Below are 15,172 nucleotides of genomic sequence, written 5' to 3'. Positions count from 1 at the left end.
TGGCGACGTCAGCCGGGTCGAGCACGCCGCTTGTAGACCCCTTGACTCGGCAGGTGACGAGAGATGCCCCTACTGAAGCTCGACCGACTGTGCGAAGGCCTGGAGAAGGGCGACTGGGCCGGCTTCCTGCGCGACTGGGACCGCGCCTTGCGAGCCGGGAATCACCCGGAGACGACACGCTACAACTACCTCCTGGCCGCCGCGCAAATGGCCAAGTATCTGGCTGACCAGTCGCCGGATCCGGACGCGGATGACGCCGCGCAGGATCCGACCCTGGTGACGAAGGCGCATGTCGAGTCGTTCCAGGCGTGGATGATCGAAACCCGGTCGCCGTCGACTGCGCTGAACAAGCACAAGAGTCTGCAGCAGTTCTTCAAGTACCTCGTCGAAGAGGAGGAAATCGACCGTTCACCGATGGAACGGGTCAAGCAGCCGCAGACCCCTCAGAAACTCGTACCGATCATGGGCGACGACGACACCAAGAAACTCCTCGACGGCACCAAGGGCAAGACGTTCATGTCGTTGCGAGACGAGGCGCTGATCCGGCTGTACTACAACACCGGCGCCCGGCTGTCCGAGATTGGCAACCTGCTGTTGAGCGATCTGGACATGAACACCGAGTCGGTCCACCTGCACGGCAAAGGCGCCAAAGATCGGCGGGTGCGGTTCGGCCCGAAGACATCCCGGGCGATCGCACGGTATCTACGCGCCCGCGCGAAGCGCAAAGGCGCCGAGGACGTTCCGCATCTGTGGATGGCCGAGAAGGGCGGCAAGCCGCTGTCACCCAACGGCATCAAGCTGATGCTCAAACGCCGCGGCGCCGCCGCCGGCGTAACGAACACGCACGCGCACCGGTGGCGCCACAACTTCGCCCACGAATGGCACCGGGCCGGCGGCAACACCGGCGACCTGATGCTGTTGCTGGGGTGGGCGTCGGAGGACATGCCGCGCCGCTACGGCGCGAGCGCAGCCGCCGAGCGTGCGCAGGAGCTCCAGGTGCAGATGGGCATCGGCGAGCGGGTCTGACCGGCTCACCGGCTGCGGCGGCGCGTAGGGTCGCCGTCGCAGCCGGGATCAGCCCGGTGGAGTGGGTGGGGAAGGAGATAGGGGGATACAGCCGCAGACAGCTTTCGCCTGACGCGCCGCAGCTCGGATGATCGAACGAGCGCCGCGCGTACGGGCTCGTGGTGCGATACGTGCCCTTGTACGTAGTCAAGGGATGCACGGCGCCGGCCCGGCGAATGTCTGCGAGGTGGATGTGCTCGATCTGCAGAAGGTCTGCCGCGATCTGCCGCCCGCCTGGTTCGACTACCTCCGGGACTGGGATCGGATGCTGCGCTCCGGGAACTATCCCGAGACCACCCGCTACAGCTACCTTCTCGCTGGTGCCCAGCTGAGCCGGTTCCTCGTCGACAACGCCGAGCCGCTGGGTGCCGAGGACGCGGCGGAGGATCCGACCGAGGTCGAGCGGGGCCACATCGAGGAGTTCCAGGCGTGGATGGTCCGGACTCGTTCGGCGTCGACGGCGTTGAACAAGCACAAGGGGTTGCAGCAGTTCTTCCGGTGGCTGACCGAGGAGGAAGACCTGGAGCGTTCGCCGCTGGACCGGGTTCGGCAGCCGAAGACCGCCCAGACGCTGATCCCGATCCTGGGCGACGACGACACCGCGAAGATCCTGGCCACTTGTAAGGGCAAGGACTATCTGTCGCTGCGTGACGAGGCCATTATCCGGCTGTTCTACAACACCGGCGCCCGGCTGTCGGAAGTCGCCGGGCTGCAGCTGGACGACGTGGACCTCAACAGCGACTCGCTGCTGTTCCACGGCAAGGGCATGAAGGACCGACGGGTGCGGTTCGGCCCGAAGACCGGCCACGCGCTGACCAAGTTCCTTCGAGCGCGCAGCCGGCGCAAGGCGGCCTCGGCGACGGCGATGTGGTTGCCGGCTCGAGGCGCGGTGCCGCTGTCGAGCAACGGCATCAAGCTCATGCTCCGACGGCGCGGAGTCCTGGCCGGGGTGGGCAACGTGCATGCGCATCGGTGGCGGCACAACTTCGCCCATGAGTGGAAGCTCGCTGGCGGTGACACCGGCGATCTGATGCTGGTGTTGGGCTGGTCGTCGGACGACATGCCCCGCCGCTACGGCGCGTCAGCGGCAGCCGAGCGGGCCCAAGCGACTCACGCGCGGCTACGCATAGGCGAACGAGTCTGAACGGGGGGAACAACTCATGGCGTTGACGGCGAAGCAGCGGTCGAGGCGGGCGCGGATCGCCGCGCACGCCTCGTGGGCGAACACGGCAGATCGGCAAGGCCGAACAGCATCGGCGACGGCGTCGTTCCTGGCCCGGTTCGAGAAGCAGGTCGATCCGTTCGGTGTGCTGGAGCCGGAGGTCCGGAAGACGATGGCGCTGCATGCCCGACGGGCTTACATGCTGCAACTGGCGGAGCGTTCGGCGAAGGCGCGAGCCCGGGCGGCGGGTGGTGACGGCTGATGTCCCCGTTCGAGGTCCCAACTCGGCTGCGGTACGCGCGGCGCGCGACGATCGAAGCGGCACCGTGGTTCGAGATCGGCAAGGCGACATGACTGGCGTCTACTTGAGAAGGAGACCATCGTGACCAACTACGCCGTCGACGAGGACACCGGAACGGTGCTGAGGATCTGGCCGACCGGGCGAGGGCAACGAGCGGCGGTGGTAGGGGCACTGCCCGCCACGGCCGTTGCGGAGGACCGGTTACGGCTCGCCGCGGCTCTGACGTCATTGTCCGAAGCGCTGTGGCGCTGCTACACCCATCCCGGCCTCGCGACCGACGACCGGGACGGCAACGGTGAGGGCTGGCGGCGCGAGCAGAGCCGCGAGGTCTTCTCGCAGCTGGTCAGCCTCATCAAGGAGCCGAACCTGCCGAGCGAGGGAGGCGCCATCATCGAGAGCTACGACCCGGTCGAAGAATGGGCTCATCGTGTCGGCCGAGCGCTGCGCGCTCTCGACGACGCAAAGCTGCTCGAGGCGGTCAGCGCGGACGTCGCCGCGGAGATCGAAGCGGTCGAGTCCGCCGAACGCGGTGATCTGAGCGGCCGAGCCCAGCAGGCGGTGGTGTTGAGCCGCACCGACGTGAACCCGGTCCAGGTCGCCGCCGCCGACGGCCTCCTGGCGCGGGATCCGCTGAACGGTGAGCAGCTGTTCGCGGACGTCGACCCGACGGCCGCGTCGGTGGCGGCCGCGCACTGGCTCAAGGCTGCTGCGGACGTCGTCGCCGAAGTGTCCGGCATGCCGGCGGACGAGGTGGTGCAGGCCGCCGACGACATCGAGGCGTTGCCGGCGGAGACACCGAGTGAGGTGCTGCGGCTGTTCAACTTCAGCGACACCGCGTACGGCGTCGTGGTGGAGATGGTTCGCGGGGCGATACAGGTCGGTGAAGGCGCCGTTGCGGATCTCGGAGCCTTGCTGGCCGAGTACGACACCGGAGACGACAACGACGATCCGGATGCGGAGCCAACGCCCGTGCGGCTTACCCTGCTGAATCCGCAGCGGCCTGCTCTCGATCTACTGCGGGATCTGCTCACTGGCATCCACGGCTGCCGCCTGGTGTACGAGGAGTACGCCCACGCGGGTAATACCGTAGCCACCGATACGCAATTCTGTGAGGCGGTGCGGGAGCAAGCCAGGAAGCACTACATCCGTCTGATGTGATCGCGGAGCTCGGCGGAGCGTCATGCATCTCGTTCGCGTATCCTTAAGCGAGGGATATGGCGCCTCCAGGTGCTGCCACCGCAACCTCGCCGACACACTGGCAGTGTGGGGGTCAGAGGGAGTGGTGCATCCCGCCCGAGGAATGCCGAGCTAGTCCTCGTTGCACGTTTTGGTGCCGGCATCCGTTGAACATATCTTGGTTGAGTCAAGGGTTCTGTCGTTCAAGTCGCGTTCTCTTGCTTGGTAAATTCTAAGAGGGGCCAAAGGCTGGTAGGCCGGGAATTCTGACCGCTCGGAGCGAGGCCGCAATGGTTGCCCTTTGTCCTAGGACGCTTTAGGTGTAGTGCCATGCCGAACGGTCGGCGCGAGTCAGCGCAAGTTGGCTCGTCGTCGGTTTTTGCGCTAACCACAATGCGTCCTGTCCAGAAGTCACCGCCCGGGTGCTGCGAGGCGTCGGCGGCCGACCGGCCCGGGTGGGCACCGCGTGGACCGGCGAGATCTATATGACAGTCAACGACTTCGGAACCGCCAGCGCCAACCGGGTCGCCGCCGGCTGCAAGCGTTTATCAACTCCCGTGGCGCGGTCGCCGGGTCGATCCGCAGCGCCGACCGCACGTACGAGACACCGATGACATTCGCCGCGTACGACCGCAGCCTGAGTTAATCTCGGCTTATGTGGCGAGCCCGGTGGACGCTGTACGGCGCCGTCCTCTTCGGCGCAGTCTTGGGCGCGTCAAGCTGTGACAGCGCCCATCCGGCCCCGGAGCCAACACCCTCCACGTCGCGAGAAACCCCTGCGGCGCGGTACAACGCTGTGGACGGTGGCTGTCCCACCTTCGAGGGTGCCGAGGCGAGCCGGTACAACGCCGCAGGGAAAGGCAAGCCCGACGTATCCGCTTCAGCGGAGGCTCCGGTGCCGGGCGTGACGACGATCGATTGCCCGTGGGCGTCTGCGGATGCGCGTCCGTCGGTCAGCGTCAGCGGGTCGCTCTATCCCAACGGTTTCGCCCCAGCCGGAACCGGGATCGGCAACGCGCGTCATTTCTATGACGGGCTGCGAGCCGAGGTAGACCGGGACGCCGCGCGGCCATCCGCGCACGTCGCGGTCGCCGATCAGAGCCAGGGTTTCGCCACCGCGTACGCGCCGACCGGCTCGCTGTCGCGCACGGTGCTGGCCGACAATGCGGTCGTGACGGTCGTCGTGCGCCCGCCCACCGGCGCGGCCGACGATCTTGACGGCCTGTCGCGTTATCTGCTCGATCGCGTGGCGCCGGACGCCGGCGTGCTCGCCGACCAGGTCGTGGCCGCCCTGCGGTGAGCGGTCGCGGGGCGGGTCAGCGGTAGACGGCTTGCGGCCACTTCCCGTTCTCGAAGGCTCCGTGGTCGTTGCGCCGTGCCAGCAGGTCCCGGCTGTCGCCCAGCGTGGCGACGAACTTGTTGGCCAGCTCGGCGGGTTGGACGACTGTGGCCTTGAGCAGCTTCTTAACGGCTTCGGCGAGCGGCGCAGCGACCTCACGGGCGTGTCCGTCCGCCCGACGTGGCTGCAGTGGGAGGGCAATGTCGAGCGCAACGTCGGCCCGATCGCGCGCGCCCGGGGCACGGACAAGAGCGCGTCGTTCTGATCGTACGTCTCGGTGTACGACCTCGCCGACCTCATCGTGGCCGCCCTGACCGCTGACGTGCCCGGCCACGAGGTCGTCTACTGTGCGGCGGCCGACAACGCCGCCGGCCTCCCGCTGCACGACATGGTGCGCCGGCACTTCGGCGACGGCGTGGAGCTGCGGCCGGTGGACCGTCCGGACGCCTCGGGAATCTCGACCGCCAAGGCGGCCCGGCTCTTCGGCTGGAAGCCCCGGCGGAGCTGGCGGGACATGCTCGGCGAGGGCGGCCGCCTCCTCCCGGAACCGCAGGGTTTGCTGACGGCCGGCGAGACGGGTGTGCAGCGCGGCTGGCGCGCCATGTCCTGATGCAGCCGGCCGTCACGGTGCGCAGCTGGGCCCCGTTGCGCAGGCGCACCTTCCGCGCGCTGTGGCTCGAACAGTTCGGGGCCAACATCGGTACGTGGGCGCAGCCCGTGGCGCGCAGTGGCTGATGGGCGACCTCGGGGGCGACGGGCTCGCCGTGGCGCTAGTCCAGACCGCGGCGACGCTGCCCGTGATTCCGGGAGCACCGGGCTGGTGCCTGGACCGAATGTCATCTCCAAGCCAAGTCGTGCGTAGATCCCTGTGCGGTCATGCGGATCGGTCTTCCGAGCAGGCCGAGAAGCCTCGGCTGGGACCGGCCGACCGGTTCTGCCCACGGCAGCGCGCGAGACACCGAGACAGGTTGGCCATCGCCACTCACGGCACGAGGAGGCTCGGCTACGGCTGGGTAGTCAGGCGGGGACGGGCCGGTGCCGGCGAACGGATTGGCAGAAGTGCCAATCGACACCCGCGTGCGGCGGCTGATCCGATTGACTCAGGCGCGTGCGCGTTCCACCGAGCCGGGGGCGCCCACAGACATCCATCCATTCGGCGACGGGAGAGGAAACGCCATGCCCAAGGCAGTCGGTATCGATCTCGGCACCACCAACTCGGTGATCGCGACCGTGGAGGGCGGGCAGCCGACGGTCATCCCCAATACGGAGGGCTCCCGGACCACCCCGTCGGTGGTGGCCTTCACCGAGCAGGGCGAGCGACTGGTCGGTCAATTGGCCCGCCGTCAGGCGATTCTCAACCCCAAGGGGACCATCTATTCGGCCAAGCGATTCATCGGACGCCGCTTCGACGAGGTGTCCAGCGAGCTGAACACGGTGACGTTCGACGTGGTTCCCGGCCCCGATGGTGCGGTTCGGTTCAAGGTCCGGGACAAGCTCTACGCGCCTGAGGAGATCTCCGCCCTGGTGCTGCGCAAGCTGGTCGAGGACGCGTCGAAGTTCCTGGGTGAGCGTGTCACAGAGGCCGTCATCACCGTGCCCGCCTACTTCAACGACGCCCAGCGCCAGGCGACGAAAGACGCGGGCCGCATCGCGGGGATCGAGGTACTGCGGATCATCAACGAGCCCACGGCGGCGGCGCTGGCGTACGGCCTCGACAAGAAGGAGCACGAGACCGTCCTGGTCTTCGACCTCGGTGGTGGCACGTTCGACGTCAGCCTTCTGGACGTCGGCGACGGCGTGGTGGAGGTCCGCTCCACCGCCGGCGACACCCATCTGGGCGGCGACGACTTCGACCGCCGGCTCGTCGACCACCTGGCCGACGAGTTCCAGAAGACCGACGGCATCGACCTTCGCCGCGACCCGCAGGCTCTGCAGCGACTCTTCGAGGCCGCCGAGCGCGCCAAGGTGGAACTGTCGTCGGTCACTCAGACGACAGTCAACCTGCCGTTCATCACGGCGGACGCGAACGGTCCCAAGCACCTCAACATGACGATCACCCGTGCGAAGTTCGAGGACCTCACCAGCGATCTCGTGAATCGGTGCCTGGGGCCGGTGGAGCGGGCCATGGCCGACGCGAAGGTGACCGCGAACGATATCGACGAGGTCATCCTCGTCGGCGGCTCCACCCGGATACCGGCCGTGCAGAAGCTGGTCCGCCGGCTCACGGGCGGCAAGGACCCGAACATGACGGTCAACCCCGACGAGGTCGTGGCGCTCGGTGCCGCATTGCAGGCGGCGATCATCAAGGGTGAGGTGAAGGACGTCCTGCTGCTCGACGTCACACCGCTGTCGCTGGGCATCGAAACCCAGGGCGGGGTGATGACCAAGGTGATCGAGCGCAACACCACCATCCCGGCCCGGCGCTCGGAAACCTTCAGCACCGCAGCCGACAACCAGCCTGCCGTCGACGTGGTGGTGCTGCAGGGCGAGCGGGAGCGGGCCGAGGACAACCGGGTGCTCGGCCGGTTCCGGCTGGAGAACATCCGGCCGGCCCGCCGTGGAGAGCCGCAGATCGAGGTCACCTACGACATCGACGCGAACGGGATTCTGAACGTGTCGGCCCGGGACAAGGACACCGGCGCCGAGCAGAAGATCACGATCAGCGAAAGCTCCAACCTGGATACCTCGGAGATCGACCGGATGGTGCAGGACGCTGAACGCCATCGTGGTGAGGACGCCCGGCTGCGCGAGATGGTCGACGCCCGTAACGAGCTCGACTCGGCGGCGTACCAGGTCGAACGTCGGCTGGAAGAACTGGGCGACGCAGTCGCCGTACACGAGAAGGGCCGCGCCGAAATGCTCGTCAGCGAAGCGCGCCAGGCGATCAAGGACGACGCGCCGCTCGATCGGCTGCGCTCACTGACCTCGGAACTGCAACAGGTGTACCAGAGCCTGGCGGCGGCCGCCTCGTCGGATGCCCAGGGCGGTCAGGGCCCGACCGGTCACAGTGACCATGAGGGCCGGGGCGGGCAGGACGACGACGTGATCGACGCCGAGTTCACGACGGGGTGACCGGCGATGACCGAGCAGCAGGGCAACGGCACCGGAGCGGACACGCCACAGGGCGGCGGCACCGGGCACGACGAACAGATCGAGGCGTTGCGACGCCAGGTGGCCGATCTGGAGAACCGCTGGCGGCGGGCGGTGGCGGACTTCGACAACCTGCGCAAGCGGGTGGCGGGGGAGTCCGCCCGCCAGCGGTCCGACGAGCGTGCGGCGGTGGCGGCGCGGTGGCTGCCCGTCCTGGACAACCTGGAACTGGCCCTGCAGCACGCCGCCGCGGATCCGGGACGGATCGTGCCCGGTGTGCAGGCGGTTCATGAGCAGGCCCTGTCTGTGCTGGCTGACCTGGGGTTCCCCCGGCGGGCGGACCTCAACGTGCCGTTCGACCCGGCTCTGCACGAGGCGGTCGCCACCCAGCCGGACGCGGATGCCGTGCCGGGCACGGTCATCCACGTGGTACGGCCGGGGTACGGCGGTGTGGAACGGCCGCTACGCCCGGCCTCTGTGGTCGTCGCGGAACGTACATGACGCCGATGCCGGGCGTACCGCGGCCGGCTGTTGTCGCGGGATCTACCGGACCGGATTGCGGCCTGAAATCGCGTCGCCGGCCTGGGACGAGGACTGGGCCGCCCGGCCGCCCGGCCGTCGCCGGCGATGACACGTCGGGGAGCCCGGAGACAATCGCGGTGGCGTCGATGACCGGAATCCGGGTCAGGCCGACGGTGAGCCGCCATCTCCGACAGTGAGCAGGACGGCCGGGCGCAGCTGCCGGGACAGCTGGTCCCGGATGTGCGCGTGGATCTCTTCGTCCACCTGGACGTCGATCAATGTGTCGGTCTCCCGGCTCTGCACCTGCACGATTGCCGTTCAGACGTACTCGTGCACGCGGTCCCACGGCGGCGGTGCGTCGCTGAGTAGGGCGGCCCGCAGCCACGCTAGTCCGCGGTGGAGCAGGCGCGAGACGTGCATCTGCGAGATGCCGCACTCGGCGGCGATCTGCGACTGGGTCAGGTTGCCGTAGAACCGCATGATGAGCAGGCCTTGGATCTGCGGCGGCAGTTGGCGGACCAGCTCGTCCAGGGCGAGCCGGTCCGCAATGCCCTCCAGGGCGCCGTCCCGGCTCCCGAGCAGGTCGCCGACCTCTTGGCTGCCATTGTCGCGCACCTCCATGTTCAGCGACATCGGGGTGCGCACCGCCCGGCACAACTGCGCCATGCGTACGTCGTGCTCGTCCACCTGAAGATGCTGGGCGATCTCGGAGGCCGTGGGTGTCCGGGACAGGGTCTGGGTCAGGTCTGCGATGGCGTGCCCCATCTCCATGGAGAGGTCGTGCAGCCGCCGGTTCACGTGCACCGCCCAGGTACGGTCCCGGAAGTGGCGCTTCACTTCACCGATGATGGTTACGACCGCGAAGGCGGTGAAAGAGCCGCGCTCGGGGTCGTACCGGTCGACCGCATTGACCAGACCCAGCCGGGCCGCCTGACGGATGTCCTCGAGCGGCTCGCTGCATCCCCGGTATCGCGACGCCAGCCGATCGGCGAACGGAATCAGGCGGCGAATCAGGTCCTCCCGTAACAGTTGTCGCCGCTTGAAATCCGCGGCCATCGATGAAAAGGCGTACTCGGATGCCGCGCCGTCCAAGTCGTCGGCCTCGGAAAATGTCTTCATCGGGGCGGCAGCACGGATCATCTTCAGCCTCATTCGGGACGCGGGTGCGGTCGTTACTTCAGACCTACAGTCCCTTTGCGTCACTGTCGATTGGCAGATCTGCCGACGATGCGCCGTCATGCGGTCGCCACATCCGGGGCGTCACCCATCAGCGGAGTGAACCGGATGTTCCCAGCCGGTGGGCCATGACTGTAGGGTGACCCTATAGCGGTACCGGGACGGTGAATCGACCGGTGGATATGCCGCTGCCGGGTTTTGTTGGCGCCCGTTCCTGAGCGCTCGCTGCCTGCAGCGTGGTCCGAATTCGCGGGTCGACTCGAGGATCCGGACGTTTTTCTGATCGCCGGGGAGCCACTCATCCGAGGCGGCCGGCCGACAGGCCCCGGGGTGCCCGATCCTCACGGTCTTCCCCTGGGGCACCAAATGGTGATCAACTATCGCCGTATCGGCGGGGCAGGGGACACCGCGGATGCGTGAATTCCCGGATCGCGACCTCGAGACGGCGTCGGAGGTCGGTCAGATCGCCTCCGGACAAGGCGGCGTCGAGCAGCGGGCCGGGGCGATACTGGATACGTTGCACCGCCTGGTTCCGTTCCGGGCCGCCGTGATCTTTCTCCTCGATCCGGACCGTCGTGAAGCGATGCCGATATCGAGCCGAGGCTATGACAGAGCGGTATCCGAGTACATGAGCAGTTCGGCCAACATCGCGGAGATCGAGCTGCTCGGACTTACCCGGCATCGCGCTGCCATGCGGGTGCGCGACCTGCCCGTGCCCGCCGAACGTGTCCGGGGCTGGGTGGAGTACCTGCGGCCGGCCGGTTTCCGGGAGGGTTTGGCGGTCGGGCTGTTCACTCCCGAGGGCCGCCATCTGGGAATCCTAGGTCTGAACACCGACACCGAGCGGCATCCGACCGAGTCCGCCCGCGAGCTGATCGGCGCACTCGCCCCGACGATTGCGAAGGCGGTCGATCCCACGCGGTCGCTTGCCGGGATGGCGCGCATCGTCAATGCCGCCCGGGCCGGAATCCTGTTGACCCGGGGCGGAAACACGCTGCCGCTGATCGGCCTGCCGGGCCACCGGCTGCTCGGCGTCGGTTCGAGCGTCCTGGCCGTGGTGGCCCGGCAAGTGCCCGTCAGCGGCGGCTACGGATCCTTCCTGTGCCCGGACGCGGCGGACGACACCGTGGACAGCCACGTTCGGATCACTGTGCTGCCCTGCCCTCCCGATACGCCGCAGCATGTCAATGCGGTCGTGCTGCTGTCCCGGGCCGGCGACCTGCACGGTCTGACCGGACGGGAACTGGAGATTCTCGGCCTGATGGTCGAGGGCTGGCCCAACCGGCGGATCGCGGCCGTCCTTTTCATCGCCCCACGCACCGTCGCCGCCCACGTCGAGCACATTCTTCCGAAACTCGACGTATCGACTCGAACGCTGGCCGCCGTCCGGGCATTGCGCCTCGGCCTTTATGTCCCGCTTCCCCTCGCTGCCGTTTGACTACCGCAATGGCAGCTATGGACGAGTGAGGGCGGCCACTTCGGTCGGGACGTAGAGTCCCTCGCGGGCGGCACGCAGGGCAGCCGTCATCCGGTCCGGAACGGCAAGCTTGATTTGAATGTGTTCCATGTGACCCTCGACGGCCCGCAACGGGATGCCACGGGCGACGGCTATGGACGCCGCTGTCGCACCGGCGGTGAGCGCGCCCAGGATCTCCAGTTCGGTTCCGGTCAGCCCGAACAGGTCGCCCGGTGCGCTCACGGCGACCACCGCCTGCAGATGACGCGGTGGCAGGCGGCCGCACCCGAACACAGTGATCCGGACATGTCCGGCTTGAGCCGGCGTTCCGTCGTACGGTGCCAGGAACGTGGTGAAGTCCGGTGTGCCGCTGAGGTGAGCGACCGCCGCCGGGAGGAGCGCCGAGTCCGCCTCCAGCAACGGATGCGTCGCCAGCCCGGGAAGGGGCTGCGTCGCGCCGAACGTGGTGAACACCGCCGCCGCGGTCATCCCTTGGACGATCCGGGCGAGCACCGCGAGTGAGCGGAGCGGATCGAGCGCGTACGCGATGGTGGGGGCCAGCAGTTGCACGAGGTTGCATGCGGCTGGGTCGGGGTGTGCGGGACTGTCGGTGTTGAGTCCCAGCAAGCCGACCTGGCGGCCGTCACGGGTGACCAGGCCGACACCGAGCCCTTCCAGGAATCCGGCCGGTCGGAACAGTTCCGTCCAGCTGCGGAGGTCCTCGGCGGCCACCGGAAAATCCCGGACACGAAGCGGCGTCGTCCCGTGCAGGCCCAGCGACTCGATCTCGTCGTAGTCCTGCCGGGTGGTCATGTAGGCGCGGATGCGGTCGTTGTACCCGTGGCAGCTCAACAGGTCGTGCTGACGCAGTTCAGGATCCAGCAAGGCTATGCGGGCAGCCCGGAACGGAATCACCCGGCGCAGCGGCTCCAGGATCGCCGCCGCACGCTCCGCGGGGCTCGCCGGCTGGTCCGCCAGCGCAGCCACCTCCTTGACGATCTTGGCGGCGTGTGGCGGAAGGTCGAGCATCTCAGTCCCATTCGCGGCGGCTCGTTTTATGACGAGTTTACGCACCATGCACCTGCTCGGCATCCTCGAGCCGATCGTCGGGGAGCACCGGTGACGGTGTCGCCGGCATCCGTTTCGTGCCGGCGTGCTCGACCGCGGCGTCCCGCGGGGGAACCCGATCGTATGTCGGCGAGCCGGTACGGGATGTGCAGGCCACCGCGCGCCGCGGGCACGGCGGCGGCCGCACGGGTCGGCGCGCGCAGCTCAGCCCGGATGTGTTCGAGGTGCGCCGCGGCGGTCCTGGCAGTGATGGACAGCCGGACCGGGCGGGCGCCCGGTCGGCCGGGTCGCCCGCCATCAGTCCGTCCTCACGTCGGAAGCGCCGTTCACCCGACCTGGGCCGCCTCGCCACGAGATGCGGTCACGCCATACCGGCGTCTGCCTGCGTGATCGCTTCGTCAACCCGAAATGCGAGATCCACATCGAGCGCGGTGACCGCGCCCGCGTTGGTGGTTCTGACGACGAACTCCGCGGTCTGTTCGTCGGTACGACTGATCCGCGGCCCCCGGCCCAGCTCCTGCTTGAGCCGGTCCAGCCGGAGCAGCACCCGTTCGAGCTGATCCGGTGGCAACACCAGGGTGCGTGTCAGCGCCCGGGGGTCGCCGGTCCAGTCCGGCAGCCGCTGCAGCGCGGTCCGCAGTTCCTCCTCGTCGAGCCCGGCGGTGTGTCCATCCGGCCCGACCAGGCCACCGCCCGGCTGTGGCCGCTGGACCAGCTCCGCCACTTCGTCCGGCAGGTGCAATGTGTCGAGGACATCTCGATCCTGCGCGGCGATGGCGCCGAGGAAGGCCTGCGCCCGCATGCGACCCTGTTCCGGCGGGCAATGCAGCAGTCCGGCCACCTCCGTGATGAAACCGATCGCGTCCCTTCGCCCGACCGGGGCGCTGAGGTCCTGGCCTTCGGTCAGCTCGGCCGGCACCGCGTCGAGCAGCCGCTCGCGATCCGCCTCGTCCACCATGCGGGCCAGAACCGACACCGTGGCCCGGCCCGCCTGCCGTGCGGTGTCGAAGTCCACCCTGATCTGCGCCGCCGCGGACGTCACCAGTTCGCGATAGCGCAGCCGTAGCGCTCCCGTGTCCGGTGCGGTGTCGCCTGTCGGCGGAGGGCGGCGCGGCCAGGCCGGAGCAGGCTCCGGTGGTTTGTGTGGCCGAGGCGCTCGGGGTCCTGGCTTGTTCGCGCCCTCCGGGGGCTGCCCGTCCTGATCCGTCCGTTCCGCATGCTCGGCATGGTGCCGCTGTTTCGACGAGCCCAAGCTGACGCCGGCCTCGCTGGCACGGTGCCCTTCCTCCCGGGCCGCTCTGGCCAGAGCACGCCGCTTGCGGTTGTCGCCTTCCATTTCCTTAGCCATGCCACGGCCTTCCCAGGCTTTTCGTGTCCATGCACGATGCCCGGAGAATCTGCCGGTCACGTGCCCGTGGTCGCGAGTCGTACCGCCCTCGAGCGAGAAATACCTACCCGGTCAGGCCGAGGCCGGGCGCTGCCGGCTTCGGCCGGGCCGGCGAAGCGCGGCGATCACCAGCGCGGTGCCGGCCGCGACGCCGGCCGCGACGGCCAGGCCCCCGAACGTGCTGGTGGGCACCAAGGCGGCCCAGAACGGCACCTTCGACAGGTAATCGCCGGTGAACACGTTCAGGAAGATCAAGCCCAGGGACAGAGCCGGGGCCAGGAGGACCATCGCCAGGACGACGGCGAAGCCGGCGGCGGTCGTGGCCGCCCGGTGGTGCTCGGTGCGGCGGCTTCCCCAGCCGAAGAGCAGCCAGCCGAGCAGCGCGCCGAACAGGCCGGCAACGAACGTCAGGACGGAGATCCACGGCGGCTCGGCGCGGTGGACGTGAATGTTCAGGCGGCCCTGCCGCTCGGTCAGGTCGCGGACGTCCTCGATCCACAGCACCAGATGAGCGTTCCGGGCGAGCAGGACTTGTGCATCGTTCGGTCCGGCCCCGGTCTTGCCGGCGGTGGGACCGGTCAAGGAGGTGTCCGAGACGCGCCAGCCCTGTGCCTGCAGCCGTTGTGCCACGCCCGTCAGATATCCGCTCCCGTCGCCGGTTTCAGCGGTGTCGGCGACGACACCGCTGAGCCGCCGGGGACGGACCTGCCCGTCGACGACAGGAAAGGGGTCGCCCGAGCTGTCCTGGCTCCATTGCACCGGCCGGCCGGGAGCCAGCACCTCGCCGAGTGCGGCACGGCGGGCGCCGTCCGGCAGGTCGGGGGCCGCCTCCCAGGCGAGCCGGCTGGTCGCCGAGGCGAGCAGGAAGCCGGCGATGACGGAGACGATCATGGCCAGGGCCACAACGCCGTTGCTGCCGGCGCGCCCGAGGCGGGCCCGCAGGCCATGCCGCAGCAGGTTGGTCACACCCCGGGCGCCGGGTTCGGCGTGGCCGTCGGCCGCGGCCATCAGCAGGAGGTCTTCGATCTCCGCGCGGCGCGCGCCTTTCGGGTACGCGGCCAGGATCAGACGGGTCCTCATCCGACAGCCACCGCCACGGTGCCGAGGCCGGTTGCAGGCCGGTGTGCCCGAAGCCGTCGTGAGGCTGTGCTCGCGTTGCGGGCCAGGCGCTTGCTCTCCGCGGCCAGGGCGGCAGCACCGTCGTCGGTGAGCCGGTAGTACCGCCGCGGGCGGCCGTCGACAACCTCCTGCCGGTCGATGTCGATGAGGCCCTCGGCGGTGAGGCGGTCGAGGGCGGCGTACAGGGTGCCGGCCTGGAGCCGGATCTGGCCGGCGGACAGCGTCTCAGCCTGCCGCATGACGCCGTACCCGTGTCGAGGGTGGTCCACCAACGCAGTGAGTATCCAGAATGTTGGTTCTCGCATCGCAGT

Annotated in this window: 16 protein-coding genes; 10 read left to right on the top strand and 6 right to left on the bottom strand. The window is 68.7% G+C overall.

The genetic code is table 11. The features are described 5' to 3' along the window. The first annotated feature begins 63 nt into the window (after window positions 1–63). The 9 genes from AB0K03_RS36325 to AB0K03_RS36285 all read left to right on the top strand — a co-directional run bounded on the left by AB0K03_RS36325 (window position 64) and on the right by AB0K03_RS36285 (window position 8,634). Window positions 64–1,026, top strand: coding sequence for a tyrosine-type recombinase/integrase (locus AB0K03_RS36325; protein ID WP_364695022.1), 963 nt, complete (start codon window positions 64–66; stop codon window positions 1,024–1,026). Between the two features lie 127 nt (window positions 1,027–1,153). Beyond that, window positions 1,154–2,209, top strand: a complete 1,056-nt coding sequence (locus AB0K03_RS36320) for a tyrosine-type recombinase/integrase (protein WP_364695019.1) — start codon at window positions 1,154–1,156, stop codon at window positions 2,207–2,209. Between the two features lie 16 nt (window positions 2,210–2,225). After that, window positions 2,226–2,489 carry a hypothetical protein gene (locus AB0K03_RS36315; protein ID WP_364695017.1) on the top strand — a complete coding sequence of 88 codons (264 nt, stop codon included), beginning with the start codon at window positions 2,226–2,228 and terminating at the stop codon, window positions 2,487–2,489. A gap of 120 nt (window positions 2,490–2,609) precedes the next feature. Next, window positions 2,610–3,686: a hypothetical protein gene (locus tag AB0K03_RS36310; RefSeq protein ID WP_364695014.1), complete on the top strand. Its 1,077-nt coding sequence runs from the start codon at window positions 2,610–2,612 to the stop codon at window positions 3,684–3,686. 922 nt (window positions 3,687–4,608) lie between these two features. Next, window positions 4,609–5,004 carry a hypothetical protein gene (locus AB0K03_RS36305; protein ID WP_364695012.1) on the top strand — a complete coding sequence of 132 codons (396 nt, stop codon included), beginning with the start codon at window positions 4,609–4,611 and terminating at the stop codon, window positions 5,002–5,004. Between the two features lie 61 nt (window positions 5,005–5,065). Beyond that, entirely contained in the window at window positions 5,066–5,308 is a 243-nt protein-coding gene (locus AB0K03_RS36300) for a hypothetical protein (protein ID WP_364695009.1), read from the top strand. A 12-nt stretch (window positions 5,309–5,320) separates the two neighbouring features. After that, window positions 5,321–5,653 (top strand): hypothetical protein, encoded by a 333-nt coding sequence (locus AB0K03_RS36295; RefSeq protein ID WP_364695006.1) that lies wholly within the window; start codon window positions 5,321–5,323, stop codon window positions 5,651–5,653. Window positions 5,654–6,219: 566 nt separating this feature from the next. After that, complete coding sequence (gene dnaK, locus AB0K03_RS36290) at window positions 6,220–8,115, top strand: molecular chaperone DnaK (RefSeq protein ID WP_364695003.1); 1,896 nt, start codon at window positions 6,220–6,222, stop codon at window positions 8,113–8,115. Window positions 8,116–8,121: 6 nt separating this feature from the next. Further along, entirely contained in the window at window positions 8,122–8,634 is a 513-nt protein-coding gene (locus AB0K03_RS36285) for a nucleotide exchange factor GrpE (RefSeq protein ID WP_364695000.1), read from the top strand. Between the two features lie 183 nt (window positions 8,635–8,817). Here the strand turns inward: AB0K03_RS36285 and AB0K03_RS36280 are convergent, their stop codons facing one another. Next, the gene (locus AB0K03_RS36280) at window positions 8,818–8,964 is read right to left on the bottom strand and encodes a hypothetical protein (protein ID WP_364694997.1); all 147 of its coding nucleotides are present in this window, start codon (window positions 8,962–8,964) and stop codon (window positions 8,818–8,820) included. A gap of 9 nt (window positions 8,965–8,973) precedes the next feature. Continuing rightward, the gene (locus AB0K03_RS36275) at window positions 8,974–9,795 is read right to left on the bottom strand and encodes a sigma-70 family RNA polymerase sigma factor (protein WP_364694995.1); all 822 of its coding nucleotides are present in this window, start codon (window positions 9,793–9,795) and stop codon (window positions 8,974–8,976) included. A gap of 448 nt (window positions 9,796–10,243) precedes the next feature. Here AB0K03_RS36275 and AB0K03_RS36270 point away from each other — a divergent pair, with 448 nt between their 5' ends. Beyond that, entirely contained in the window at window positions 10,244–11,269 is a 1,026-nt protein-coding gene (locus AB0K03_RS36270; protein WP_364694992.1) for a LuxR C-terminal-related transcriptional regulator, read from the top strand. 15 nt (window positions 11,270–11,284) lie between these two features. Here AB0K03_RS36270 and AB0K03_RS36265 read toward each other — a convergent pair whose 3' ends face one another. From AB0K03_RS36265 to AB0K03_RS36250, 4 genes are all read right to left on the bottom strand, one after another. Beyond that, window positions 11,285–12,364 (bottom strand): LuxR C-terminal-related transcriptional regulator, encoded by a 1,080-nt coding sequence (locus tag AB0K03_RS36265; RefSeq protein ID WP_364694989.1) that lies wholly within the window; start codon window positions 12,362–12,364, stop codon window positions 11,285–11,287. Window positions 12,365–12,716: 352 nt separating this feature from the next. Beyond that, window positions 12,717–13,397, bottom strand: coding sequence for a 4a-hydroxytetrahydrobiopterin dehydratase (locus AB0K03_RS36260; protein WP_364694986.1), 681 nt, complete (start codon window positions 13,395–13,397; stop codon window positions 12,717–12,719). Between the two features lie 417 nt (window positions 13,398–13,814). Next, window positions 13,815–14,822 carry a hypothetical protein gene (locus AB0K03_RS36255; RefSeq protein WP_364694983.1) on the bottom strand — a complete coding sequence of 336 codons (1,008 nt, stop codon included), beginning with the start codon at window positions 14,820–14,822 and terminating at the stop codon, window positions 13,815–13,817. Continuing rightward, window positions 14,819–15,166, bottom strand: a complete 348-nt coding sequence (locus AB0K03_RS36250; RefSeq protein WP_364695028.1) for a PadR family transcriptional regulator — start codon at window positions 15,164–15,166, stop codon at window positions 14,819–14,821. Before AB0K03_RS36250 ends, AB0K03_RS36255 begins: the two co-directional genes overlap by 4 nt. Between the last annotated feature and the right edge of the window lie 6 nt (window positions 15,167–15,172).

The organism is Actinoplanes sp. NPDC049316 (assembly GCF_040677315.1).
Classification (GTDB): Bacteria; Actinomycetota; Actinomycetes; order Mycobacteriales; family Micromonosporaceae; genus Actinoplanes.
The sequence above is the reverse complement of the archived record's forward strand: the minus strand, read 5'-3'. Positions and strand labels throughout refer to the sequence as shown.